Raw genomic sequence first — 25,680 nt, forward strand, 5'->3', positions numbered from 1 at the left:
GAAGGAAACGATTATGTTGAAAAAGTTGATAATGTTTACGGGCCTGTTGGGCGGGTCGGTGCTGTTTTCGGGGCAGGCGCTGGCAGCGGCAGATTTTGGACCATGTACTCCTGAAGGTGGAACACATATCTTCAGTGCCACCATAAATAAAACAGTTTCAGATACGTCAAAGAACACAACGGGTGCGACCTTCGTAGATTTCGATAGCTGGAATTTAGGTGGAACCTATGCGATGTCCTGTGAATGCCCTGATGATACCTCTCTTATAAATGACACCTTATTTAAGGCTGTGGTTCCTCTGGCCTTTGTTACGAATATAGAGAGTCGCTCCTATTACCAGATCAATAATAATATTGCCATTGCGAGCGATGTACTGATTTCGGGGGGACGAGGAGAATACGTTAACACACCGTTTGAGAATGTAGGTAACCTGACAAACAACCGCTCTCAGTGTTCGCAAAATGCAAGTAGTAAAGATGCAATATGGACATCCGGTGGCAAAGGTCACTTATCGCTCTATATTCTCCATCCGTTTGTGGGTGAAAGTATTATACCTAGCACCAAAATAATGGACCTTTTTGTGACAAAGAAACCCAGTGTATATGGCAGTATACCTGCGTCGTCTGTATATATCAGTGGTTCAATTACGGTACCTCAGGGCTGTGAACTCTCCAGCGGCAGCACGCTGGAAATTCCGTTTGGGGAATTTAAGGCCACTGATTTTAAAGATCGCAAAGGACAAGTTGCAAAGAACGCCACGAAATTCACCAAAGAGCTGCAGTTTAAATGCACCAATATCTCGGATGGCATAAAGATCTTCCTGCGTATTGAGGGAATGCCAAACGCTAATGATTCGAATGCCATCGACATGGGCAACCCGGATATCGGTGCCGTCATTGAGGGCGCTAACGGTAAAATTTTGGTGCCAAATGACGCCAGTGTTAATCAGGAGCTGAGCGTATCGGGTCTTGTTGACGACACGCACCGTACCGCCTCAACGACCATTTCGGCTTACCCCATCAGTACCACCGGCAAATTGCCGGCCGCCGGGGATTTCGAGGGAATTGCCACCATGCGTATTGATGTGAAGTAAGCAGGATGAAAAACCTTCATGCTTTGATGCCAGCGTGTTTACTGCTTACCGCTTCCGCGATGGCGGCACCGTCTAATATCGGTTCTGCTGGTGATATCCACTTTACCATTACTATTAAGGCGGCTACCTGTGAACTGGAAAACGACAGTATCGACGTCAATATGGAGACCGTGGTGCTTCAGCGCCCGGTAAAAGTGGGTAAAGAGCTGAACCAGAAAAACTTTAGCATCGGCTTAAAAGATTGCGCGTATGCCACAAAGGCCAGCGTTACGATGGACGGTTCTCCGGACCCGACTGACCCCTCGCTTTTTGCCCTGGATAGCGGCGGCGCGACGGGCGTGGCGTTAAAAATTAAAACATCTGGTGGGGAGCAACAATACCCCTCCAGTACCGACTCTACGCCTGTCGAACACACTGTCTGGTTTGATGGTACGAACAAGCTGAACTATATCGCCAGCTATGTGCCTGTTAAGCCGGATGCCACCGTTGGCACAGCGAATGCGACGGTGAATTTTAGCGTCACATACGAATAATCACTGAGGGCCAGTTCGCTGGCCCTTTTCCATTTTTAGTGATTTTTTGTAAAAATCTTCTCCGATCACACTCTCCGTTGCCACTTTCCCCTCTGCTTGTGGTCTACTTAACCGTGCTTGTAGACTTTCTTACATCTGCGTTAGCCGCATATTTACCTGTTTGATTACAGAATCGTTGTACAGGTCGTTTTTATCCCGATTCCCAGGGTTTGTTTGCATGAGATACATTAAATCGATGACGCAACAGAAACTTAGTTTCTTGCTTGCGCTCTATATCGGTCTGTTTATGAATTGCGCCGTGTTTTACCGCCGTTTCGGCAGTTATGCACAAGAATTTACCATTTGGAAAGGCCTCTCCGCAGTTGTCGAACTGGGCGCCACGGTGCTGGTCACTTTCTTCTTACTTCGTCTTCTTTCACTGTTTGGCCGACGCGTCTGGCGTGTGCTGGCCACGCTGGTGGTGCTGTTTTCCGCTGGCGCCAGTTATTACATGACCTTCCTGAACGTGGTGATTGGCTACGGCATTATTGCGTCTGTTATGACCACCGATATCGATCTCTCGAAAGAGGTGGTGGGGCTGCACTTTGTATTGTGGCTGATTGCCGTGAGCGTGCTTCCGCTCATCTTTATCTGGAGTAACCACTGTCGCTACACGTTGTTGCGCCAGCTACGTACGCCGGGGCAGCGTTTTCGCAGCGCCGCTGTAGTGGTACTCGCAGGCGTAATGGTGTGGGCGCCTATCCGCCTGCTGGATATACAGCAAAAAAAGGTTGAACGGGCGACAGGCATCGACTTACCCAGCTATGGCGGCGTGGTGGCGAACTCCTACCTGCCCTCAAACTGGTTATCTGCGTTAGGGCTGTATGCCTGGGCGCAGGTAGATGAGTCGTCAGACAATAATTCGTTAATAAACCCGGCCAGGAAATTTACCTATGTTGCGCCGAAGGATGGGGATGACACCTACGTCGTTTTCATTATCGGTGAGACGACCCGTTGGGATCACATGGGGATTTTCGGCTACGAGCGTAATACCACGCCGAAGCTGGCGCAGGAAAAAAATCTGGCGGCATTCCGCGGCTATTCCTGCGATACCGCGACGAAGCTTTCTTTACGCTGTATGTTTGTACGGGAAGGTGGGGCGGATAATAACCCGCAGCGTACGTTAAAAGAGCAGAATGTTTTTGCCGTACTCAAACAGCTCGGATTCAGTTCCGATCTGTACGCCATGCAGAGCGAGATGTGGTTTTATAGCAATACCATGGCGGATAATATCTCCTACCGCGAGCAGATTGGCGCCGAGCCGCGTAACCGTGGTAAAACGGTTGATGACATGCTGTTGATTGATGAGATGCAGAACTCGCTTGCCCAGAACCCGGAGGGTAAACATCTGATTATCCTGCATACTAAGGGATCGCATTTTAACTATACGCAACGTTATCCGCGCAGCTACGCTCAGTGGAAGCCCGAATGTATTGGGGTCGATAGCGGCTGCACGAAAGCGCAGATGATCAACTCTTACGATAACTCCGTGACCTATGTTGATCACTTTATTACCAGTGTGTTCGATCAGCTACGTGATAAAAAAGCGATTGTGTTCTACGCCGCTGACCACGGCGAGTCGATTAACGAACGCGAACATTTGCACGGTACGCCGCGCAATATGGCGCCGCCGGAGCAATTCCGTGTTCCGATGCTGGTATGGATGTCGGATAAATATCTTGCCAGTCCGCAACATGCGCAGATGTTCGCTCACCTGAAACAACAGGTGGAGATCAAAGTGCCGCGTCGTCATGTGGAGCTGTACGATACGATAATGGGCTGCCTGGGGTATACATCGCCGGATGGCGGCATTAACCAGAACAACAACTGGTGCCATATTCCCGATGCGCAGAAAGTCGCCGCGAAGTAGGTTGTCTGCCGACTTTCTCGCCGATTGAATTGTATTTTGCGACTAAGGGATTGACGGGCGTGCGCCTGAGCAGTAAGATGCGCCCGCATTCGGTGATTGGCGCAGCCTGGTAGCGCACTTCGTTCGGGACGAAGGGGTCGGAGGTTCGAATCCTCTATCACCGACCAAATTCAGAAACCCTGCTCAATGAGCAGGGTTTTTTTGTATCTGAAGTCTGACGAGGATGAGAACCTCCGGGGGCAAGAGGTTCGACCCGAGCGAAGCGAGAGAACGTTGCGTCAGCAACGGCCCGCAGGGCGAGCCACGCAGTGGCGAGTCATCCTCTATCACCGACCAAATTCAGAAACCCTGCTCAACGAGCAGGGTTTTTTGTATCTGAAACCTGACGAGGATGAGAACCTCCGGGGGCAAGAGGTTCGACCCGAGCGAAGCGAGAGAAAACGTTGCGCCAGCAACGGCCCGCAGGGCGAGCCACCCTCTATCACCGGCAGGTTGACGCTCGCACCACCAGTTCAGGCATGATCCCGTCGCTGTGACTGACCTTCTTGCCCGCCAGCAAATCAAATAATAGTGTGATTGCCTGTCGCGCCACCTCATCAAGATGCATATTCACTGCCGTCAGCGGCGGCAGCGATTCGCGCGCGCGGATACCGTCATAGCGAGTAACCACCCGTATTTGTTCAGGTATGGCGATGTCTTGTTCCTGGAAAGCCCGTACCGCGCCGCTGGCAAAGGTATCTATCAGCACCAGCACGCCGTCAACGTCGGGATGCGCCTGTAATAGCTGCTGCGCGGCCTGGTAGCCGGCATTTTCACCCTCGCTTTCATTGAGAGAGTAGACGACGGGGTCCTGGCGCCCCGCGCACCAGCGCTGGTAAGCCGCTTCGCTCTCCAGAACTGATGTTCGCCGTGTGTTACCGACAAATAACGCACATTTGCTGGCACCGGAGGCCTCCAGATGCGTTAACAGAAGCTGTGCTGTTGCCGCCGAGTGCAGCTCAACCCACGGCACAGGCGTGTCGGTCCCCGGCGTGCGGCCAATGGTGACGCAGGGAATGCCCGCTTGCGCCAGCGTCTGGAGCTGCGGGTCGTTCTCCGCCGGTTCAATCAGGATCGCCGCGTCAAAGCTGACGGCATCCAGTGGATTTGCCCCCGGCGGCACCAGAATCAGCGCATGCTGCTTTTCCAGCGCCATCATCGCGGACGTTAACGCCACCTCCATCATAAATCCCAGTCGTGATGCGCCGGAGGCAATCGCCAGCGGCACCGAAGAGAGCAAAGCAATGGTATTGGTTTTGCCGGTTCGTAACTGGCGAGCGCGAATATTCGGCGTGTAGTTGAGCGCAACAATGGCCTCTTCAATACGCCGTCGCGTCTGCGGCTCGACAAAGCGGGTGTTGTGCAAGGCATTGGATACCGTTCCTGGCGACACGCCTGCATGGCGGGCAACATCAATCAACTTTGCGCGTTTTTTATTTTGAACAGCCATCTGCTTCCTGACCTGCGAAAATTTGCGCACAGGGTAGCATATTTACCAGACGGTAACGTTTGCTTTTTTTCAGTGAGGATCGTAAAAAACTCTTCATTAAAACGTTTTAATGGGGTATTTTGGCGCAAATTTATTCCTCAGGAGGCGATGTGGCACACTTAACTCAGGACTCGACTTTCACCCTTGGACGCCGTCTGGCGGGCCTTATCTACGCTGATAAGGCGAAGAGCTTTGGCGGCTATACGCTTTTTGCGCCGCAAACCGCCGAAGGGCGGGTTTACCTGGTGGACGAGCAGGGCGAAGTCGCGCATCAGTGGCAGCTTCCGGTTCGCGCCGGGCGTGATGCAGTGCTGCTGCCGAATGGTAATCTGGGTTATAACGGCAGCCACCGCACTTCAGCGAACCTCTATCCGGCGTGGGATCTCTGGCACGGCGGCGACTTCTACGAAGTGACGCCGGATAACGAAATCGTCTGGCACTATGAAGACATCTTCCATCACCATGATGCGCAATGGTTGGCGAACGGTAATCTGCTGTATACCGCCGCGTCGCCGTTACCTGCCGATATCGCCGCCCGTGTTACCGGCGGCGACCCGCGCCGCGATGCGCCGGACGGCGTGATTCAGAGTGACGTCGTCAAAGAGGTCAATCGCGACGGTGAAGTGGTCTGGGAATGGCGTGCCTGGGAGCATTTGAATCCGGAAGATTTCCCGATTCATGATATTTTCGACCGCCGCCACTGGCCGATGATTAACGGCCTGTCCGTCACCCGTGATGGCCTGGTACTGATGAGCCTGCGTACCACTTCCGGCGTCATTGCCGTGGATAAAGAGAGCGGGAAGGTTATCTGGCATGCAGGGCCGGAAGTGGTAGCGCAGCAGCACACGCCGGTTGAGATGGAGAGCGGGTCGATTCTGGTTTTCGATAACGGCAACCTGCGTCCCGGCGTCACCTCGCCGCATTCCACGGTGCTGGAGTTCGATCCGCAGACCAAAGCGATTACCTGGCAGTATCGCGATATCTTCCCGCCGGCGTTTTTCTCGCCGTATATGGGGAGCGCGCAGCGGCTAGCGAACGGCAACACCTTTATCTGTGAATCGGCGTTTGGCCGCCTGTTTGAAGTCACCCCGGAAGGCGAAACGGTATGGGAATATATCATTCCGTTCTTTAATGAATATCCGGAGCACCTCAGTAAAGGCATTATTCCTGGAAAACAGAACAGCGCCTTCCGTGCGCATCGCTATGCCGCTGATGCCATTAGTTGGTTGAAATAATACAGACCGCCAGCCCGCGCTGGCGGTTATTTTTTTGATGTTTTATGGGAGTTAATCATGCCGCAACCTGGCCTTACTACGCCGGATAACGATGCATTACCCTGGCAAACCACCTTACTTTTGGCGCTTCAGCATGTGCTGGTCGTTGCCGCCACCCCCATTACCTCCGTCTTTCTGATCGCCAAAGCGCTCCACTTTACCGATACGGTGACCGCCTCGGTACTTAGCGCGACCTTTCTGATGTGCGGTCTGGGCGCTATTTTGCAAAGCCTGGGTGTGAAAGGGGTGGGCGCGCGTTTGCCGTTTATTATGGTACCGGGGGGCGCGCCGATTGCGATTTTCGTTGCGATCGCTTTACAGACCAATATCCAGACCGCGATTGGCGCCGTAATTCTGACCTCGCTGTTCTACTTTATCGCGTTGCCGATTTTCCGCCGCTGCCTGCACCATTTTCCCCCTTTTATCATTGGCATCATGCTGCTAATGGTGTCGATTAACCTTATTCGCCTGTACGGCGGATTGATCATTGGCCAGCCAGGGAGCGCCGACTTCGCTCATCCAACCAGTATCATTTTATCGCTGGGGACTATCCTGATAACGCTGATTTTCGCGCTGGCGTTTAGCGGTATTTTGCGCCAGCTGGCGGTGATGTTCGGCCTTTTAGCGGGAGAGTTGCTGGGAATGGCGCTGGGCAGCACCGATTTTAGCGGTGTGAGTCACGGGCCGCTGTTTAGTTTCCCACAGCTTTTGCCGTTCGGCTGGCCGATTTTTGATCTCTCCGCCTCGCTGCCGTTACTGATTTACGCGGTCATCTCTATGGCTGAAGCAACCGGGCAAACGATTGCGACCGCGGAAATAGTCAATTCCACGCAAAATGTGCAGCAGGCGATTCCACGCACCATTCGTGGTGATGCGGTAATGTCGCTGCTGGGGGGGATTTTTGGCACCTCCTTAATTATCACCTCCGGCGAAAATATTGGGGTGGTACGCACCACTAATGTGAAATCGCGTTTCGTGACTGCGGCTGCCGGAGGATTGTTAATCCTGATTGCCATATTCGCGCCGCTGGTACGTCTGGCGACCTGTCTGCCAGGTTCGGTGGTGTGCGGTACGGCGGTGATTGTCTTCAGCATTATCGGGGTTATCGGTATTGATATGATTGCGCGTGAGCCACTGCATACGCCGGGTAAAACCTACGCGCTGGCGATGGGGCTGGCCATGGGAATGCTACCTATACTGGTACCCGGCCTGTATCAGAATTTCCCGGCGGGCGTACAGATGGTCTTTGGCAACGGCATGGCAGCGGGGACGTTGACGGCGATTCTGGTGAACTCGTTGTTTAACTGGAGCGAAAAGCGCACGCAGGCCAGGGTCAAAAGTTAGTTTTTGTGATCGCGGTAGGCTGCACGACGGCCTACTTATTTACAATTTTGTGACATATTCGATGGTGTTTTTCAATGTCCGTATAACTCTTTTTTGCACACGGCTTATGGATAACCTCAGCATTTTCGCCTGTGCGTTTTAGCGTTAGTGGTATTAATCGCTCAGATAATCAACATATCGAAAGAAATTTTTCAATTAATGTCTAATTGTTAATCACTAACTGTTGCAAAATATTAAGTGAATAACTCTGCCTTTCTGGCCATAGCACAAATTTCCCTGCTGAAAATACCCTTCTGAACTTTTTTTAATCTTTGTTTGTTAATTCTCACCGTTGTTGTAAAAGCTGGTTACCTGTATTGACGTTTTGACATTCTATTGACAGATTGTAGGGAATGAGGGGCATTTTATGGAGAATCCGCACTGCAACTCAGTTGATTATGCGAACGGAATCCCCACCTCTCACTACTGACCTGACCAGGTAAAAAACAAAAAAGGCCGGGCGGTAAAAGCCTTTGCAAAGGGCAAAACAACATACATCACAATTGGAGCAGAAGAATGAGTATTTCCTTGAAGAAGTCAGGGATGCTGAAGCTTGGTTTGAGCCTGGTGGCCATGACCGTTGCAGCAAGCGTGCAGGCCAAAACCCTGGTTTATTGTTCAGAAGGCTCGCCGGAAGGCTTTAACCCACAGCTCTTTACGTCTGGCACCACCTATGATGCCAGCTCCGTACCTATCTATAACCGTCTGGTTGAATTCAAAACCGGCACCACGGAAGTGATCCCGGGTCTTGCTGAGAAGTGGGATATCAGCGAAGACGGTAAAACCTATACGTTCCACCTACGTAAAGGGGTGAAATGGCAATCCAGCAAGGATTTCAAACCCACGCGCGAGCTGAACGCCGATGATGTCGTGTTCTCTTTTGACCGGCAGAAAAACGAGCAGAACCCGTACCATAAAGTGTCTGGCGGCAGCTATGAATACTTTGAAGGCATGGGGCTGCCGGATCTGATTAGCGAAGTGAAGAAGGTCGACGATCACACGGTGCAGTTTGTGCTGACGCGTCCGGAAGCGCCGTTCCTTGCCGATTTAGCCATGGACTTCGCCTCTATTCTTTCCAAAGAATATGCTGACAACATGCTGAAAGCCGGTACGCCGGAAAAAGTGGATCTGAACCCGGTCGGCACTGGCCCGTTCCAACTGGTGCAATATCAGAAAGACTCCCGCATTCTCTACAAAGCCTTTGACGGCTACTGGGGCACGAAGCCGCAGATTGACCGTCTGGTCTTCTCCATCACGCCTGACGCCTCTGTGCGTTACGCCAAACTGCAGAAGAACGAATGTCAGGTGATGCCGTATCCGAACCCGGCGGATATTGCGCGCATGAAAGAAGATAAAAACATCAACCTGATGGAGCAGGCCGGTCTGAACGTGGGTTATCTCTCCTATAACGTGCAGAAAAAACCGCTGGATGATGTCAAAGTTCGCCAGGCGTTGACCTATGCCGTGAATAAAGAGGCCATCATCAAAGCCGTTTATCAGGGCGCGGGCGTTGCGGCGAAAAACCTGATCCCGCCGACAATGTGGGGCTACAACGACGATATTAAAGACTATGGCTACGATCCGGAAAAAGCGAAGGCGCTGCTGAAAGAAGCCGGTCTGGAAAAAGGCTTCACCATCGATCTGTGGGCGATGCCGGTACAGCGTCCCTATAACCCGAATGCGCGTCGTATGGCGGAAATGATCCAGGCGGACTGGGCGAAGATTGGAGTTCAGGCCAAAATTGTCACCTATGAATGGGGCGAATACCTCAAGCGCGCTAAAGATGGCGAGCACCAGACGGTGATGATGGGCTGGACCGGCGATAATGGCGATCCGGATAACTTCTTCGCCACGCTGTTCAGCTGCGATGCCGCCCAGCAAGGCTCCAACTATTCAAAATGGTGCTACAAGCCGTTTGAAGACCTGATTCAGCCTGCGCGTGCGACCGATGACCACAACAAGCGTATTGAACTCTATAAACAGGCCCAGGTTGTGATGCATGACCAGGCGCCAGCGCTGATCATCGCTCACTCCACGGTTTATGAGCCAGTGCGTAAAGAAGTTAAAGGCTATGTGGTTGATCCATTAGGCAAACATCACTTCGAAAACGTCTCTGTCGAATAATTAAAAGAGCGCTGCGCCCCGGTGTTGTGTAGGCCGGATAAGCGCAGCGCCATCCGGCGTAATGCTTTATCCGCGATGCAGTTTGCGTGGGATAAGATTTGTGAGCAATACAGACTCACGGTTCCAGGCCGTGGGTCATGAGAGAGAATTCGGGTTATGTTGCAGTTCATTCTCCGACGTTTGGGACTCGTTATCCCGACGTTTATCGGTATTACCCTTCTCACCTTTGCCTTTGTCCACATGATCCCCGGCGATCCGGTGATGATCATGGCGGGTGAGCGAGGTATTTCCCCTGAGCGTCATGCTCAACTGCTGGCTGAACTCGGTCTTGATAAACCGATGTGGCAGCAGTACCTCCATTATATCTGGGGGGTGATGCATGGCGATTTAGGCATCTCGCTGAAAAGCCGAATCCCTGTATGGGACGAGTTCGTGCCTCGCTTTAAAGCGACGCTGGAACTTGGCGTCTGCGCCATGATTTTTGCCGTCGCCGTGGGGATTCCGGTGGGCGTGCTGGCCGCAGTGAAGCGCGGTTCTATCTTCGATCACACTGCTGTTGGCCTGGCGCTGACCGGTTACTCTATGCCTATCTTCTGGTGGGGCATGATGCTGATCATGCTGGTCTCCGTCCACTGGAACCTGACGCCGGTTTCCGGGCGCGTGAGCGATATGGTGTTCCTTGATGATACCAATCCGTTGACGGGCTTTATGCTGATCGACACCGCTATCTGGGGCGAAGAGGGTAACTTTATTGATGCGCTGGCGCATATGATCCTGCCTGCGATGGTGCTCGGCACAATCCCGCTGGCCGTCATTGTGCGTATGACCCGTTCGTCGATGCTGGAAGTGCTGGGGGAGGATTACATCCGTACCGCACGCGCCAAAGGGTTGACCAGGATGCGCGTCATTATCGTCCATGCTCTGCGTAACGCTATGCTGCCAGTCGTCACCGTGATCGGCCTGCAGGTCGGGACGCTGTTGGCGGGCGCGATTCTGACAGAAACTATCTTCTCGTGGCCCGGTCTGGGGCGCTGGCTGATCGATGCGCTGCAACGCCGCGATTATCCGGTAGTGCAGGGCGGCGTGTTACTGGTAGCGACGATGATTATTCTCGTCAATCTGCTGGTAGACCTGCTGTACGGCGTGGTGAACCCGCGTATTCGGCATAAGAAGTAAGGGGCCATCATGTCACAGGTTACTGAAAATAATGTTAATGCCGCACCGGCGCCCATGACGCCATTGCGGGAGTTCTGGCACTATTTCAAACGCAATAAAGGCGCGGTCGTCGGGCTGGCGTATGTTCTCATCGTGATCCTGATTGCGGTGTTTGCCAACTTTATTGCGCCGTACAACCCGGCAGAGCAGTTCCGCGATGCGCTGCTGGCGCCGCCGGTCTGGCAGGAAGGCGGCAGTTGGGCGCATATTCTGGGAACGGATGATGTTGGTCGCGATGTCCTCTCGCGCCTGATGTATGGCGCGCGTTTGTCACTGCTGGTCGGCTGTCTGGTGGTCGTCCTGTCGCTGGTAATGGGGATTATTCTCGGCCTGGTCGCGGGCTACTTCGGCGGTCTGGTCGATAACATCATCATGCGCGTGGTCGATATTATGCTGGCCCTGCCGAGCCTGCTGCTGGCTCTGGTGCTGGTAGCGATCTTCGGCCCCTCCATCGGCAACGCTGCGCTGGCGTTGACGTTTGTGGCGCTGCCGCACTATGTCCGCTTAACCCGCGCGGCGGTTCTGGTAGAGGTGAACCGCGATTATGTGACTGCCTCCCGCGTGGCGGGCGCAGGCGCGATGCGTCAGATGTTCGTCAATATTTTCCCGAACTGCCTTGCGCCGCTGATCGTTCAGGCATCGCTCGGTTTCTCTAACGCCATTCTCGATATGGCCGCCCTCGGCTTTCTTGGCATGGGCGCACAGCCGCCTACGCCGGAATGGGGCACCATGCTCTCTGACGTATTGCAGTTCGCGCAAAGCGCCTGGTGGGTCGTGACCTTCCCGGGGCTGGCGATTCTGCTGACGGTACTGGCATTTAACCTGATGGGTGACGGTCTGCGTGACGCGCTCGATCCCAAACTGAAGCAGTAAGAGGTTCGAGATGGCGTTATTAAATGTAGATCAATTATCGGTGCACTTCGGCGACGAATGCACACCGTTTAAAGCCGTCGACCGCATTAGCTACAGCGTGAAGCAGGGTGAGGTGGTCGGTATTGTCGGCGAGTCTGGTTCCGGCAAATCCGTCAGCTCGCTGGCGATTATGGGGCTTATCGATTACCCAGGCCGCGTGATGGCGGAAAACCTGCTCTTTAACGGACAGGATCTGAAGCGCATTTCCGAGAAGGAACGTCGCAACCTGGTGGGCGCTGAAGTGGCGATGATTTTCCAGGACCCGATGACCAGCCTCAATCCTTGCTATACCGTTGGCTTTCAGATTATGGAAGCCATCAAGGTACATCAGGGCGGGAACAAGAAAACCCGTCGTCAGCGAGCGATTGACCTGTTGAACCAGGTGGGTATTCCCGATCCGGCTTCTCGTCTGGATGTCTATCCGCACCAGCTTTCTGGCGGCATGAGTCAGCGCGTGATGATTGCGATGGCAATAGCCTGTCGACCAAAGCTGTTAATTGCCGATGAACCGACCACGGCGCTGGATGTGACCATTCAGGCGCAAATCATTGAGCTGCTGCTGGAGTTGCAGCAAAAAGAGAACATGGCGCTGGTGCTGATTACCCATGACCTGGCGCTGGTGGCGGAAGCGGCGCACAAAATTATCGTCATGTACGCCGGGCAGGTCGTCGAAACCGGCGCTGCGCAGGATATTTTCCGCGCGCCGCGTCATCCCTACACCCAGGCACTGCTACGCGCGTTACCAGAGTTTGCTCAGGACAAAGCGCGTCTGGCGTCGCTGCCGGGCGTGGTGCCGGGGAAATATGACCGACCGACGGGTTGTCTGCTTAACCCGCGCTGCCCCTACGCCACGGACAGATGTCGTGCGGAAGAACCTGCTCTCAACCAACTGGACGATGGACGTCAGTCAAAATGTCATTACCCACTCGATGATGCCGGGAGGCCCACACTATGAGCACGCATGAGGCCACCTTGCAACAGCCGCTGTTGCGGGCTATCGACCTGAAAAAACACTATCCGGTGAAGAAGGGGATCTTTTCTCCGGAACGGCTGGTAAAAGCGCTGGATGGCGTGTCGTTTAACCTCGAACGCGGTAAAACGCTGGCCGTAGTGGGGGAGTCCGGTTGTGGAAAATCCACACTGGGTCGCCTGCTGACGATGATTGAAACGCCAACCGGCGGCGAGCTTTATTACCAGGGGCAGGATCTGCTTAAACACGATCCGCACGCGCAGAAACTGCGGCGGCAGAAAATTCAGATTGTGTTTCAGAACCCCTACGGTTCCCTGAATCCACGCAAGAAAGTGGGGCAAATTCTGGAAGAGCCGTTGCTGATCAATACCAGCCTGAGTAAAGCGCAGCGTCGTGAAAAAGCGCTGGCGATGATGGCGAAGGTGGGGCTGAAAACCGAGCACTACGACCGCTATCCGCATATGTTCTCCGGCGGCCAGCGTCAGCGTATCGCTATCGCCCGCGGTCTGATGCTTGATCCGGACGTAGTGATTGCCGACGAACCGGTCTCCGCGCTCGACGTGTCGGTGCGCGCCCAGGTGCTGAACCTGATGATGGATTTGCAACAGGATATGGGGCTGTCTTATGTCTTTATCTCGCACGACCTGTCGGTGGTGGAACACATCGCCGATGAAGTGATGGTCATGTACTTAGGCCGCTGCGTGGAGAAAGGGACCAAAGAGCAGATTTTTAACAATCCACGTCATCCCTATACCCAGGCGTTGCTCTCCGCCACGCCACGGCTGAATCCGGACGATCGCCGTGAGCGGATTAAGCTGACCGGCGAGTTGCCGAGCCCGCTGAACCCGCCGCCGGGCTGCGCCTTCAACGCCCGCTGCAGCCGTCGCTTCGGACCCTGTACGCAGTTACAGCCGCAGCTTAAAGAGTACGACGGCCAGTTGGTGGCCTGCTTTGCCGTCGATCAGGATGAAAATCCGCAGAAACCGCTGAGTTAATTGCGTTTTATGCCGGATGGCGGCTGCGCCTTATCAAGCCTACACCGTACCTGTAGGCCTGGTAAGCGTAGCGCCACCGGGCATGGCTCTCCGGTACGACTTATTCAAGCAATTTTAATAACGGCGACAGGCACAACAATATTCCATATAACAGAATAAGCCAGGTTTTCAGGCCGCGTAATTTTTCCAGTTGCGTTACTTTATAAATCAGGAAAAAGGGAATAATACACGCGACAATGCCATAAAGCGGACTGCCTAACTGGAAAAAGACCAATACTGAGACGCGAAACGAAACCCAAATAACCAGAGTAACCACGATAAAGACACAGATTCCAGATGTCAGTAACAGTGGGTTGACATTTTTGACATCCATAATACGACTCAATACATTCAGTACAATACCTTTAAGCGCTTCGTGAAAACCTAAATAAATACCAAAGAACGCGGTAAGTACGGCAAAAATATTGAGGATGGTAGAGGTAATGTGGATGATATGGCCAGGGATTACCTGAGCTGCCAGCGCAAGGGCGGAAATATTCTGCTCGAACGCTGATACCGCCTCTTCATGGCTAATCGAAAAGGTAAACGAGAACGAGAAAAAGAGAATAATGGCAATCAGCGTAATATAGCTAATGCGATGCGTGCGAATCGCCATCCGGGTGGCCAGCACACGGTCAGGCTCGCGCTTACGATAGGCGATGTTCATTGGGTTTAGCACCTGAATGAAGACCGCAGAAAAGAAGCAAAATGGGATAGTGAGCAGTACGTCGCGAAAGAAAACCGATGCGGCGGGAAAGGCGGAAATATTATCAAGATTCCAGTGTGGGATCATCGCGAAACCGAATATCACAATGATCCCGACTTTTACCACCACCATCGGGCCGGAAATTTTAAATAATAACTTTTCCCCGCCGGAGGCAATCGCCACCAGCACGGCGAAAATCACGACTTTATAGATAATAGACTGCGAAAGATCGGCCTCAGTAAGGCCGAAGGTTTTGATATAGGAGGCGCTATCAAACACCACTGACAGGGAGTAAATAAACACCCCGTGGATAATCATAAGAAAATAGATTACACCGAGAAAAACGCCCCAGTTTTTGCCAAGATAGTGACTGATAATATCCGTATAATCGTCACAGGTTTCGCTTTCAGATAACGTTTTTAGATAAATATCCTGCACAATATAGGTAGCGGGATAGGCGATGATAAAAGCGGTAATAAATACCCAGATCCCCTTGAGACCGATTTGCACTGGCATTAAGACGGTACCGGCGCCGATTGCCATACCGATACACAAGAGCACCCAGCCAAAATCATATTTTGTAAACGGTAATCTCGTTGAAAGCGGTGTGGTCGTAGCGTTACTGTTATTTAATGGTAATGTGTCGTCCTGCATAGAGCCCCCTGCCCAAAATATACGCAGCTCTCTCATAAAGAATGCTGCCTATAACCAGGCTATAGTGCCTTGATACCCGATGCGGCAAACCGGTGACAGCGGTTCGCCGAGCAATCGTCAGAATGCTGCTTTTCTGCTGGCGCGTTCAAGGTCATGAATAATATCGTCAGGATCTTCAGGTCCCGCTGAAAGACGGATAAGTTCGTCGGTAATACCTGCTTTTAGCCATTCCTCTGGCGCAACAGGCGAATATGTCATAGACGCAGGATGCTGAACGAGGGTTTCGGTATCACCGGGACTGGCCGCGAGGAGGCATAATTTACAGAATTGAGCGGCTGACTGCCAGCCTCAGAAATGCTGAATGTATTCTGGCAAATAAAAGTAGTCGTCTGCGAAGCGTCACGCAGATTGCACGTTAGCGCCGTGCCGTGCCGGGGATTTTGCCGTAATATCAGCAGCAAGCCGGGTTTACCCGGTGAGGCGCAATGTTGCGGGGGCTTGATCCCCGGCGGCATAGGTTGCTGGATAGAGAAAACCCCCGCACGTTGACTGGTATAAACCTGGCAACCTGACGGGGGCTAACTTGAACCCAAACACTTTAAGGATAGCCGCGAACGGTTGCCATTGCAACAAGGCGGCTATATGACGCTTACGCAGTTGGGCGTGGCCTTCTGGCACGATCTGGCGGCGCCGATCATTGCTGGCATTATCGCCAGTGTGATCGTCAACTGGCTACGTGACAGGAAGTAACGCGTTTTGAGCGTCTGTCCGCCGTAATGGCAACATGCGCCCGAACCAGGCCGCAGGGGAAACCTTGCGGCCTTTTTCGGTTTACTGCGGGTAAGGCACCCAGTCGCCGCCATTCAGACGAACGTAGGGCTTACCCTGATACTGAATCACCACCGCATTAGCGTTTTCTGAAACCGGCGCGGTTTGCGGCAGATTGCTGGTCAGCTTGTTCCAGTTCACACTGTCTTCGGTAAAGAGCTTACCGTCCACGGCGCGTACGACCAGTTCGGAAATCGCCAGGTAGCTGCTCGGCTGGTTAATATCAATCGGCGCGCCCTCATGCGGGGCTTTCATGCCAAAAAATTTCACGCCCGCCGGGACGTTGGTGATGGAGGGGCTGGGAATATCGCGCAGGCCTGAGATCTGCATTCTGTCGCCCTTCAGCGCGCCGCCGTGCTCCGGTACGACGACCACCATCACCTTACGCCCGGATTTCTCCAGTTCGGTGAAGAAGGCGTCCAGTTCATCGAACAGTTTCTGCGCGCGGATTTTATAATCCGCCGTTTTGCTGACGCCGGGGAAGTGGTTGCCATCGTGCAGCGGCAGCAGGTTAAAGAAAGTCGCGGAGCGGGAATTGGCTTCACGTTCTTCCCCTGTCAACCAGCGGTTCAGGACCGCCAGATCGTCATATACCGGCGAGCCGTCGAATGACAGCAGGGCGGTTGGCAGGCCGGACTGGTTCATCAGTTCGCTCTGCATACCGCCGTTTTCGCGAACTTCTTTCAGGAAGCCGCCAAATTCACCGTTATGATCCATCATCAGATGCTGAGTAAAGCCCAGTTTCGCCAGATTATCAAACAGATAACATTCGTTATTGGCTGGTTGATAAAGTCGGGTATGCGAAGGTTGACCACAGCTGGCGCGTAGCAGACGAATGGCCGCCGGGCCGCTGTAAGACGTACCGGAATTAAAGTGTTTAAACAAAATGTCAAAGTGCGACCATAGCGGATGTGACATCAGGCCTGCCGCTTCGACATCCGACCAGGAGAGCGAACAAATATTGATGACCAATAGGTCGAACGGCTGCGCATCAGGCGGAGGTTGCGCCGGGAACGTCGTTTTCCGCTTTTCTTCCGCGGCATAGAAAGTGTTCAACCAGGCGTTCAGATTCGCGGTCGTCGACGGCGCGGTTTGCGCAGGCATATCGCCGATGACCGGCTTATCGCCCGCTGTCGCGACGGTAGCGGCCGCGTTACCGCCAGTTGTCGTCACCGTATCGGTTGGCTGGCCTGCCGGCCACAGCGTAAAAACCGGGCCGGTTAATGTCAGTACATTCAGCCATACCATGATGGCGACCACAAACACCGTGACCCGAATCCACTGTGATAAAAATAGCCAGGCAACCAGCAGTACGAAGATGGCGCCGATCATTTGCCAGTTAATAAAACGGGCGATCAGATCGAGCAGATAACCGGAGCTGAATTCCGCCACCTGCGTCCCCTGGCTCATAATGCTTTGCGGGCCGGGCAGCCAGGTATCATGCCAGAACAGCGCGAAGCCGACGGGAATGGCAATCCAGTGGCGCAACCGGTGAAGGCGATATTTTGGTATTGGCATGAGCAGAAACGCCATGAATACCAAATTCAGTAAAGGATGAAAATTCAGATAGCCTGCCCACAGCAGGCCAAACTTGACCAGAAAATAGAAGTTCCAGCCGGAAAGACCGCGCCAGTATTGCCAGAGCGGAGAAGGCATTGATGGAGTTTGAGTATGCTGAGTCATTTTTTGTCTGCCTTGACTTTCGTAGCGCGGCGCAGAGTTCCGGCTGGTTTTACATAACGAGGTTTGGCAAATAGCAGCCGGGTCGTATCACTGATACGGCGTAGCGAATGACGCGCCAGATACCCCAGCGGAAAGAAAATCAGCGCGCAAAAAAGAATAATTTGCACGATATCGCTGATGGTCATCATGATGCACGCTCCGCGGTGTCGTCGAGCAATCGCAGGGGTTCAGGAATACGACGCCAGATGCGGCCATCGTGTTCGGCATTTATTACCGGGTCGGCGCGTTTTGCCAGCGGTAGCGGCGTTCCCCACAGTTCCGGCGACAATAAGCGCATCTGCACCAGCTCGGCGCTGATTTGTTTATCTTCGAACCAGACCATACGATTAGAGAAAATATCGCCCGTGGGCAAAGGGAAAATATGGTTTAACGCGGTATCCAGATCGTTGACCCGGCAGAATGATAAAAACAGCACCAGACGGTTGCCGCCGATGGTCATAATATCGCCGGTTCTGTTTGGCCGACATAATGTTAACGCCTGCTCAACCCGAATGCCCGGCACCGGGCGCAGCGCGACCAGAACGCCTTTCCCGTCGGCGGGGAGCAGGGTGTTGCTCATCATCGTATGGATGGCATCGCAGAAGGTATCCCACGGCTGAAAACCGCGCAGTTTCAACGGCTGCGTCATCGACAGTAGCGTGGTGATGTCTTCCGGTACGTAACGGCTGAACTGCTGCCCCTGCACGCTTTCAATAAGCGTCAGACAGCGTGAAAGCGGGGCGTTCCAGGGAATGATCATATTCGCGCCGCAGCCCAGCAGCAGGCGCTCATCGGTGGCGCGCAAACTGGCGATATTTTCGCGCACGACAATTTTCAGCGCGCTTCCCCGCTGGCGCCGCAAAGTATGAATGCGACGAGCAAGCGGCTCGATTTGGTTGTTCTGTGTAAGCGAAAAAATAATTGTCGCGGCCTGCGCCGTGCGCGCGTCGTTGAATAGCGCTTCGTTATTGTCGAAAAGCGTCCAGTGTTCCGAGAGCGGCGGCGCGCCTTCAAGGACGGCGACGTGGCTAAGAATGCGTTTTTCGTCGCTACGCGGCTGAATTGCCGTCTCCTCCTGATGGGATAGCGTCCAGCGTTCGTCCTGCTGACACAGCAATAACTGCTGTCGGGCGCTGACGCCTTTTTCGTTACACCAGAAGGCAATATCGAACAAATGTTGGTCGCCCTGAAAACGTAAACTGGCGAGGCCGAAAAGTGAGCGATACTCGCCCATCAACAACGAGGACTGTTTATCGCTATTATTACAAGGGTTAATAACCAACAATGAACAGTGATGAAAACGAGTCCATTTATTCATTTTTTCCAGCCATTTATGCAGGCTTTCTGACGTTATATTCCGCCACGTGTTATTTGCACAAATAAGAATGAAAAAGTAATGCGTCGGGTTAACAGAACAAAGCAAATCGTGGGGCAAAGAGTATAGCCCTTTTTCTGAATCCGGCATGGTAAATAAGCGGATTTTCTCCGGACCGTGAGATTCATCTAATTTGATTACTTTGCCAGGATCGCCTTCCATGCCGATGACGGCGACATTTGCATTCTCCGTTTGTGACGCAATCGTTTGATTCACCAGGCTGATGGCATCTTGCTGGCGATCGGCGTTAACCCACCAGACGCCGCCGGTTGGCATATGGCGCAGTTCATCCCATAATGATGAGATGCCGAGAGAAAATACGGGGTCCACAGTGTCCCTCATGTCACTATTTTAACTGTTTATCAGTTTACTAGCGAAAGCACAGAAATAAACCTAACATTGAAATTAAAACGCATCAGATTTAGCATGTGAATCAATTTGCCCGGCAGGATGCCCTGTAACTCTGCGCTTTGCATTTTTACACATTATAAATGATGTCACGGAAAGATGAAAAATGCGCGTTCTCCCGTATTGACGACGGGGCGTAATGCTGCCAGTGAGAAATATTTAAAAAGGAGCAACCAGAATGTATAACAATGAACCTGGCGCTCAGTCCGATCCAACGTTGGGCTACACTTTTCAAAATGATTTTCTGGCATTAAGCCAGGCGTTTTCACTACCCGAAATAGATTATACCGATATTTCCCAACGCGAACAGTTGGCGGCGGCGATTAAAAGATGGCCACTCCTGGCTGAATTTGCGCAACCACATTCATTAAGGAAGCCATGAATGGCGATTCTGGGACTGCAGGGCGTGCGCGGCGGGGTGGGAACCACATCTCTCACCGCAGCACTCGCCTGGGCGTTACAAATCTTAGGGGAAAATGTCCTGGTGATTGACGCCAGCCCCGATAACCTGCTGCGCATGTCGTTTAACGTCGACTTCGTCCATCAGGGCGGTTGGGCGCGATCGTTGCTGGACGGCCAGGACTGGCGCGATGCCGGATTACGTTATACCTCACAGCTTGATCTACTGCCGTTTGGACAGCTTACCGCGCAAGAGCGGGAAAATCCGCAGGCCTGGCAGGAGACGCTGGGAGAGATCGGATCGGCTATCCAGGCGCTGAAAGCGAGCGGGCGTTATAGCTGGATTTTACTGGACTTGCCCTACGGCGCGTCACCGCTGACACGGCAGCTGGTGAGCCTCTGCGACCATACGCTGGCGATAGCCCAGGTTGACGCTAACTGCCATATTCGCCTTCATCAGCAGGCATTGCCTGCCGGAGCGCATATTCTGATCAATGACTTACGCATTGGCAGTCAGTTACAGGACGATCTGTACCAGGTCTGGCTGCAAAGCCAGCGCCGGTTGCTGCCTATTGTGATCCATCGCGATGAGGCGATGGCGGAGTGCATTGCGTCGAAACAGCCGTTAGGCGAATATCGCAGCGATTCGTTAGCCGCCGAAGAGGTGTTAACGCTGGCGAACTGGTGCCTGCTGCATGATGCGGGCGACAAAACGTCCGCCGGGAGCCTGCGATGAGCGCCCTTTCCCGGTGGCTGCTTATCCCGCCGTTTAGCGCAGCGCTCGGCTGCCTGTGGATGATTCTGGCGTGGATAGTGTTTCCGCTTGAGCATCCGCGCTGGCAGCGTATTCGCGACGGGCATAAAGCGCTTTACCCGCATATTAACGCCGCCCGCCCGCGCCCGCTGGACCCGGCCCGCTACCTCATTCAGACCCTCTGGCTGGTGATGATCTCGTCGACTAAAGAACGTCATGAACCGCGCTGGCGGTCATTTGCGCGCCTGAAGGACGTTCGTGGACGTTACCATCAATGGATGGATACCTTACCGGAACGGGTGCGCCAAAAGACAACGCATCTGGAAAAGGAAAAAGAGCTGGGACATCTTAGCAACGGCGCCCGGCGTTTTATTCTGGGCGTTATCGTGACCTTTTCACTGATACTGGCGCTGATCTGTATTACGCAGCCATTTAACCCGCTATCGCAATTTATCTTTCTGCTGTTGCTGTGGGGCGTTGCGCTGTTGGTACGACGTATGCCGGGACGCTTTTCCGCGCTGATGCTCATCGTGCTGTCGCTAACGGTCTCCTGTCGTTATATCTGGTGGCGCTATACCTCGACGCTAAATTGGGACGACCCGGTCAGTCTGGTGTGCGGGCTGATTCTGCTGTTTGCGGAAACCTACGCCTGGATTGTGCTGGTGCTGGGGTACTTCCAGGTGGTGTGGCCGTTAAATCGTCAACCGGTGCCGTTGCCGAAAGAGATGTCGCAGTGGCCGACGGTGGATATTTTTGTACCGACCTATAACGAAGACCTTAACGTGGTCAAAAATACCATTTACGCTTCGCTTGGCATTGACTGGCCGAAGGACAAGCTGAATATCTGGATCCTTGATGACGGCGGGCGCGAATCATTTCGTCAGTTTGCCCGACATGTTGGCGTGCATTACATTGCCCGCGCCACGCATGAACACGCCAAAGCCGGCAACATCAACAATGCGCTAAAACACGCGAAAGGCGAGTTTGTGGCGATCTTCGATTGCGACCATGTGCCGACACGCTCGTTTCTGCAAATGACAATGGGCTGGTTCCTGAAAGAAAAACAGCTGGCGATGATGCAGACGCCGCATCATTTCTTCTCCCCGGACCCGTTTGAGCGCAACCTGGGACGTTTTCGTAAAACGCCTAACGAAGGCACGCTGTTTTACGGACTGGTGCAGGACGGTAACGATATGTGGGACGCCACTTTCTTTTGCGGATCGTGCGCGGTGATTCGCCGTAAGCCGCTGGATGAGATTGGCGGTATCGCCGTTGAGACGGTGACGGAAGATGCGCATACATCGCTCCGGCTGCACCGGCGAGGTTATACCTCAGCGTATATGCGCATTCCGCAGGCGGCGGGGCTGGCGACGGAAAGCCTGTCGGCGCATATCGGGCAGCGTATTCGTTGGGCGCGGGGCATGGTGCAAATTTTCCGCCTCGATAACCCTCTGTTTGGTAAAGGCTTAAAACTGGCGCAGCGGCTGTGCTACCTCAACGCGATGTTCCATTTCTTGTCCGGCATTCCGCGCCTGATCTTTCTGACCGCGCCGCTGGCTTTTCTGCTGCTGCACGCCTATATCATTTATGCGCCTGCGTTGATGATTGCGCTATTTGTGATACCGCACATGGTCCACGCCAGCCTGACTAACTCGAAGATTCAGGGCAAGTATCGTCACTCTTTCTGGAGTGAAATCTATGAAACGGTACTGGCATGGTATATCGCACCGCCGACTCTGGTCGCGTTGATCAATCCGCACAAAGGGAAATTTAACGTCACGGCGAAAGGCGGGCTGGTGGAAGAGAAGTACGTCGACTGGGTAATCTCGCGTCCGTATATCTTCCTTGTCTTGCTTAACCTGCTCGGCGTGGCGGCGGGCGTATGGCGATACTATTACGGGCCGGAAAATGAAACGCTGACCGTCATCGTTAGCCTGGTGTGGGTCTTCTACAACCTGGTCATTCTCGGCGGCGCGGTTGCGGTTTCGGTAGAGAGTAAACAGGTCAGGCGCGCGCATCGGGTCGAGATTGCCATGCCGGGGGCCATCGCCCGCGAAGATGGACATTTGTTCTCCTGTACCGTACATGACTTCTCCGACGGCGGGTTAGGCATCAAGATCAACGGTCAGGCGCAGGTGCTGGAAGGGCAGAAAGTGAATCTGTTGCTTAAACGCGGGCAGCAGGAATATGTCTTTCCAACGCAGGTGGTGCGCGTAACGGGCAATGAGGTCGGGCTACAACTGATGCCGCTCACCATCAAACAACATATTGATTTTGTGCAGTGTACCTTCGCGCGCGCCGATACGTGGGCGCTTTGGCAAGATAGCTTCCCGGAAGATAAACCGCTGGAAAGCTTGCTGGATATTCTGAAGCTGGGCTTCCGCGGATATCGCCACCTCGCGGAATTCGCGCCGCCTTCAGTAAAAGTAATTTTCCGATCGTTGACGGCGTTAATTGCCTGGATTGTATCGTTTATTCCGCGTCGCCCGGAGCGGCAAGCGGCGATACAGCCGTCGGATCGGGTTATGGCTCAGGCTCAACAATGATGATAATGCGATGAAAAGAAAATTGTCCTGGATTTGTGCGGCGGTAATAGGATTAAGCGCGTTTCCTGCTTTCATGACGGCGGCGGCGCCTGCTACGCCGCCATTGATAAATGCTGAACCCACCGAGCCTGCGCCGTCGCCCGCAACTGAGGCGCCCGTCGTGGCGCAGACCGCGCCTTCGCGCGAGGTCAAGCTGACCTTTGCGCAAATCGCGCCGCCGCCGGGCAGCATGGCGCTGCGTGGCGTTAACCCTAACGGCGGCATTGAATTTGGTATGCGCAGCGATGAAGTGGCGTCGAAAGCGGTGCTGAATCTGGAATATACGCCCTCGCCGTCGCTCCTGCCGGTTCAGTCGCAGCTCAAGGTTTATCTCAATGATGAACTGATGGGCGTACTGCCGGTGACAAAAGAGCAGTTGGGGAAAAAGACGCTGGCGCAGGTACCTATCAATCCGCTATTTATCACCGACTTTAACCGGGTGCGGCTGGAGTTTGTCGGCCACTATCGCGACGTGTGTGAAAATCCGGCCAGCAGTACTCTGTGGTTAGACATCGGGCGAAATAGCGCCCTGGATCTGACCTGTAACATGCTGGCGGTGAATAACGATCTGTCCCACTTCCCGGTGCCGTTTTTCGATCCGCGGGATAACCGTCCGGTGACGTTGCCGATAGTGTTTGCTGACATGCCGGATCTGGCGCAGCAGCAGGCGGCTTCTATTGTCGCGTCCTGGTTTGGCTCGCGGGCGGGCTGGCGCGGTCAGCGCTTCCCGGTGTTATATAATCACCTGCCGGATCGCAATGCGATCGTGTTCGCCACCAACGATCGACGCCCCGATTTCCTGCGCGATCATCCTGCGGTTAACGCGCCGGTTATCGAGATGATGAGCCATCCGGATAATCCGTATGTGAAGTTGCTGGTCGTGTTTGGCCGTGATGATAAAGACCTGTTGCAAGCGGCAAAAGGTATCGCGCAAGGGAATATTCTCTTCCGTGGTTCCAGCGTGGTGGTCAACGATGTAAAACCGCTGCTGGCGCGCAAACCGTATGATGCGCCGAACTGGGTGCGTACCGATCGCCCGGTCACTTTTGGCGAGCTGAAAACCTATGAAGAGCAGCTCCAGTCGAGTGGGCTGGAGCCGGCACCCATCAATGTTTCTTTGAATCTGCCGCCGGACCTCTATTTGCTGCGTAGCAACGGTATTGATATGGATCTCAACTACCGTTATACCTCGCCGCCGACCAAAGACAGTTCACGGCTGGATATCAGTCTGAATAACCAGTTCCTGCAAGCCTTTAGCCTTAACAGCACGCAGGAAACTAATCGACTCCTGTTGCGCCTGCCGGTACTTCAGGGACTGCTGGATGGTAAAACGGATGTGTCTATTCCGGCGCTCAAACTGGGGGCGATGAACCAACTACGTTTTGACTTCCGCTACATGAATCCGATGCCGGGCGGGTCGGTGGACAACTGTATTACCTTCCAGCCGGTACCGAATCATGTGGTGATAGGGGATGACTCCACTATCGATTTTTCGAAATATTACCACTTTATCGCGATGCCGGATTTACGCGCGTTCGCCAATGCGGGTTTCCCGTTAAGCCGGATGGCCGACTTGTCTGACACGCTGGCGGTGATGCCGAAGACCCCAACCGAAGCGCAAATGGAAACGCTGCTGAATACGGTCGGCGCCATTGGCGGGCAGACCGGTTTCCCGGCAATTAATCTGACAATCACCGATGATAGCGCTCAGATAGCCGACAAAGACGCCGATCTGCTGATTATTGGCGCTATTCCGGGCAAGCTAAAAGACGATAAGCGTATCGATCTGTTGGTGCAGGCGACACAAAGCTGGGTAAAAACCCCGATGCGGCAGACCGCTTTCCCGTCGATTATGCCGGATGAGGCCGATCGCGCGGCGGATGCGCAGTCCACCGTCACCGCCAGCGGCCCGATGGCGGCGGTGGTGGGCTTCCAGTCGCCGTTTAATGATCAGCGCAGCGTGATTGCTCTGCTGGCTGACAGCCCGCGCGGCTACCAGCTACTGAACGACGCCGTGAACGACAGCGGTAAACGCGCCGCGATGTTTGGTTCCGTGGCGGTGATCCGCGAGTCCGGCGTTCACAGTCTGCGCGTTGGCGATATCTATTACGTCGGACATCTGCCGTGGTTTGAGCGGCTGTGGTATGCGCTGGCGAATCACCCGGTGCTGCTGGCGGTACTGGCGGCCCTCAGTGTGGTATTACTGGCGTGGGTATTGTGGCGTCTGCTACGTATTCTCAGTCGCCGTCGTCTCGACCCTGACCATGAGTAACG

20 protein-coding genes, 1 tRNA gene, 2 other RNA genes and 1 pseudogene are annotated in these 25,680 nt (G+C 53.8%); 18 read left to right on the forward strand and 6 right to left on the reverse strand.

Annotated features, from left to right (window positions below; genetic code table 11):
* Positions 1 to 13 precede the first annotated feature (13 nt).
* From lpfD to ACFK9X_RS01065, 6 genes are all read left to right on the forward strand, one after another.
* Positions 14 to 1,093, forward strand: coding sequence for a long polar fimbrial protein LpfD (lpfD, locus tag ACFK9X_RS01040; RefSeq protein WP_151115272.1), 1,080 nt, complete (start codon positions 14 to 16; stop codon positions 1,091 to 1,093).
* Between the two features lie 5 nt (positions 1,094 to 1,098).
* The gene (gene lpfE / locus ACFK9X_RS01045; protein ID WP_000792957.1) at positions 1,099 to 1,626 is read left to right on the forward strand and encodes a long polar fimbrial protein LpfE; all 528 of its coding nucleotides are present in this window, start codon (positions 1,099 to 1,101) and stop codon (positions 1,624 to 1,626) included.
* Between the two features lie 217 nt (positions 1,627 to 1,843).
* On the forward strand, positions 1,844 to 3,535 hold the full coding sequence (gene eptB, locus ACFK9X_RS01050) for a kdo(2)-lipid A phosphoethanolamine 7''-transferase (RefSeq protein ID WP_151115274.1): 1,692 nt from the start codon (positions 1,844 to 1,846) through the stop codon (positions 3,533 to 3,535).
* A gap of 90 nt (positions 3,536 to 3,625) precedes the next feature.
* Positions 3,626 to 3,702: transfer RNA gene (locus tag ACFK9X_RS01055), tRNA-Pro, on the forward strand.
* A gap of 35 nt (positions 3,703 to 3,737) precedes the next feature.
* A non-coding RNA gene (locus ACFK9X_RS01060) (RtT sRNA) lies at positions 3,738 to 3,871 on the forward strand.
* 34 nt (positions 3,872 to 3,905) lie between these two features.
* Positions 3,906 to 4,026, forward strand: a non-coding RNA gene (locus ACFK9X_RS01065) — RtT sRNA.
* Here the strand turns inward: ACFK9X_RS01065 and ACFK9X_RS01070 are convergent.
* A complete protein-coding gene (locus ACFK9X_RS01070; protein WP_151115276.1) occupies positions 4,017 to 5,024 on the reverse strand; it encodes a substrate-binding domain-containing protein in 1,008 nt (335 codons plus the stop codon). The genes ACFK9X_RS01065 and ACFK9X_RS01070 overlap by 10 nt on opposite strands.
* Positions 5,025 to 5,173: 149 nt before the next feature.
* Between ACFK9X_RS01070 and ACFK9X_RS01075 the strand changes: the two genes are divergently transcribed.
* From ACFK9X_RS01075 to dppF, 7 genes are all read left to right on the forward strand, one after another.
* Positions 5,174 to 6,298, forward strand: coding sequence for an aryl-sulfate sulfotransferase (locus ACFK9X_RS01075; RefSeq protein WP_151115278.1), 1,125 nt, complete (start codon positions 5,174 to 5,176; stop codon positions 6,296 to 6,298).
* A 57-nt stretch (positions 6,299 to 6,355) separates the two neighbouring features.
* Positions 6,356 to 7,681 (forward strand): uracil-xanthine permease family protein, encoded by a 1,326-nt coding sequence (locus tag ACFK9X_RS01080; protein WP_151115281.1) that lies wholly within the window; start codon positions 6,356 to 6,358, stop codon positions 7,679 to 7,681.
* Between the two features lie 555 nt (positions 7,682 to 8,236).
* Positions 8,237 to 9,844, forward strand: a complete 1,608-nt coding sequence (gene dppA / locus ACFK9X_RS01085; RefSeq protein WP_000028047.1) for a dipeptide ABC transporter periplasmic-binding protein DppA — start codon at positions 8,237 to 8,239, stop codon at positions 9,842 to 9,844.
* Between the two features lie 156 nt (positions 9,845 to 10,000).
* Complete coding sequence (dppB, locus tag ACFK9X_RS01090) at positions 10,001 to 11,020, forward strand: dipeptide ABC transporter permease DppB (RefSeq protein ID WP_000938843.1); 1,020 nt, start codon at positions 10,001 to 10,003, stop codon at positions 11,018 to 11,020.
* 9 nt (positions 11,021 to 11,029) lie between these two features.
* On the forward strand, positions 11,030 to 11,932 hold the full coding sequence (gene dppC / locus ACFK9X_RS01095) for a dipeptide ABC transporter permease DppC (protein ID WP_000084690.1): 903 nt from the start codon (positions 11,030 to 11,032) through the stop codon (positions 11,930 to 11,932).
* A gap of 10 nt (positions 11,933 to 11,942) precedes the next feature.
* Positions 11,943 to 12,926 carry a dipeptide ABC transporter ATP-binding protein gene (gene dppD, locus ACFK9X_RS01100; RefSeq protein ID WP_151115283.1) on the forward strand — a complete coding sequence of 328 codons (984 nt, stop codon included), beginning with the start codon at positions 11,943 to 11,945 and terminating at the stop codon, positions 12,924 to 12,926.
* Positions 12,923 to 13,936: a dipeptide ABC transporter ATP-binding subunit DppF gene (gene dppF, locus ACFK9X_RS01105; RefSeq protein ID WP_000103563.1), complete on the forward strand. Its 1,014-nt coding sequence runs from the start codon at positions 12,923 to 12,925 to the stop codon at positions 13,934 to 13,936. The genes dppD and dppF overlap by 4 nt, the downstream gene beginning before the upstream one ends.
* A 100-nt stretch (positions 13,937 to 14,036) precedes the next feature.
* Here the strand turns inward: dppF and ACFK9X_RS01110 are convergent, their stop codons facing one another.
* Both ACFK9X_RS01110 and ACFK9X_RS01115 read right to left on the reverse strand, forming a co-directional pair.
* Positions 14,037 to 15,335, reverse strand: coding sequence for an aromatic amino acid transport family protein (locus ACFK9X_RS01110; protein ID WP_021000882.1), 1,299 nt, complete (start codon positions 15,333 to 15,335; stop codon positions 14,037 to 14,039).
* A 117-nt stretch (positions 15,336 to 15,452) separates the two neighbouring features.
* Positions 15,453 to 15,605 (reverse strand): annotated as a pseudogene (locus ACFK9X_RS01115) (PLP-dependent transferase); the annotation flags it as partial.
* Positions 15,606 to 15,977: 372 nt separating this feature from the next.
* Here ACFK9X_RS01115 and ACFK9X_RS01120 point away from each other — a divergent pair.
* Positions 15,978 to 16,085 (forward strand): type I toxin-antitoxin system toxin Ldr family protein, encoded by a 108-nt coding sequence (locus ACFK9X_RS01120; RefSeq protein WP_001537650.1) that lies wholly within the window; start codon positions 15,978 to 15,980, stop codon positions 16,083 to 16,085.
* An 81-nt stretch (positions 16,086 to 16,166) separates the two neighbouring features.
* Here ACFK9X_RS01120 and bcsG read toward each other — a convergent pair whose 3' ends face one another.
* Genes bcsG through bcsE form a run of 3 tightly spaced genes read right to left on the reverse strand, consistent with a single transcriptional unit; the run spans position 16,167 to position 19,602 of the window.
* Complete coding sequence (gene bcsG, locus ACFK9X_RS01125; RefSeq protein WP_151115285.1) at positions 16,167 to 17,846, reverse strand: cellulose biosynthesis protein BcsG; 1,680 nt, start codon at positions 17,844 to 17,846, stop codon at positions 16,167 to 16,169.
* On the reverse strand, positions 17,843 to 18,034 hold the full coding sequence (gene bcsF / locus ACFK9X_RS01130) for a cellulose biosynthesis protein BcsF (RefSeq protein ID WP_000988321.1): 192 nt from the start codon (positions 18,032 to 18,034) through the stop codon (positions 17,843 to 17,845). The genes bcsG and bcsF overlap by 4 nt, the downstream gene beginning before the upstream one ends.
* Positions 18,031 to 19,602 (reverse strand): cellulose biosynthesis c-di-GMP-binding protein BcsE, encoded by a 1,572-nt coding sequence (gene bcsE / locus ACFK9X_RS01135; RefSeq protein ID WP_001205771.1) that lies wholly within the window; start codon positions 19,600 to 19,602, stop codon positions 18,031 to 18,033. The genes bcsF and bcsE overlap by 4 nt, the downstream gene beginning before the upstream one ends.
* A 244-nt stretch (positions 19,603 to 19,846) precedes the next feature.
* Between bcsE and bcsR the strand changes: the two genes are divergently transcribed.
* From bcsR to bcsB, 4 genes are read left to right on the forward strand one after another with little or no spacing between them, the layout of a single operon-like run.
* The gene (gene bcsR, locus ACFK9X_RS01140; RefSeq protein ID WP_000282616.1) at positions 19,847 to 20,050 is read left to right on the forward strand and encodes a cellulose biosynthesis protein BcsR; all 204 of its coding nucleotides are present in this window, start codon (positions 19,847 to 19,849) and stop codon (positions 20,048 to 20,050) included.
* Positions 20,051 to 20,803 (forward strand): cellulose biosynthesis protein BcsQ, encoded by a 753-nt coding sequence (gene bcsQ, locus ACFK9X_RS01145; protein ID WP_151115287.1) that lies wholly within the window; start codon positions 20,051 to 20,053, stop codon positions 20,801 to 20,803. It abuts the gene before it with no gap.
* Positions 20,800 to 23,367 (forward strand): UDP-forming cellulose synthase catalytic subunit, encoded by a 2,568-nt coding sequence (gene bcsA / locus ACFK9X_RS01150; protein WP_151115289.1) that lies wholly within the window; start codon positions 20,800 to 20,802, stop codon positions 23,365 to 23,367. Before bcsQ ends, bcsA begins: the two co-directional genes overlap by 4 nt.
* Positions 23,368 to 23,377: 10 nt before the next feature.
* Positions 23,378 to 25,678 (forward strand): cellulose biosynthesis cyclic di-GMP-binding regulatory protein BcsB, encoded by a 2,301-nt coding sequence (gene bcsB, locus ACFK9X_RS01155; protein ID WP_151115291.1) that lies wholly within the window; start codon positions 23,378 to 23,380, stop codon positions 25,676 to 25,678.
* The last annotated feature ends 2 nt before the right edge of the window (positions 25,679 to 25,680 follow it).

Source organism: Salmonella sp. WC3 (assembly GCF_042932255.1).
Classification (GTDB): Bacteria; Pseudomonadota; Gammaproteobacteria; order Enterobacterales; family Enterobacteriaceae; genus Salmonella; species Salmonella enterica.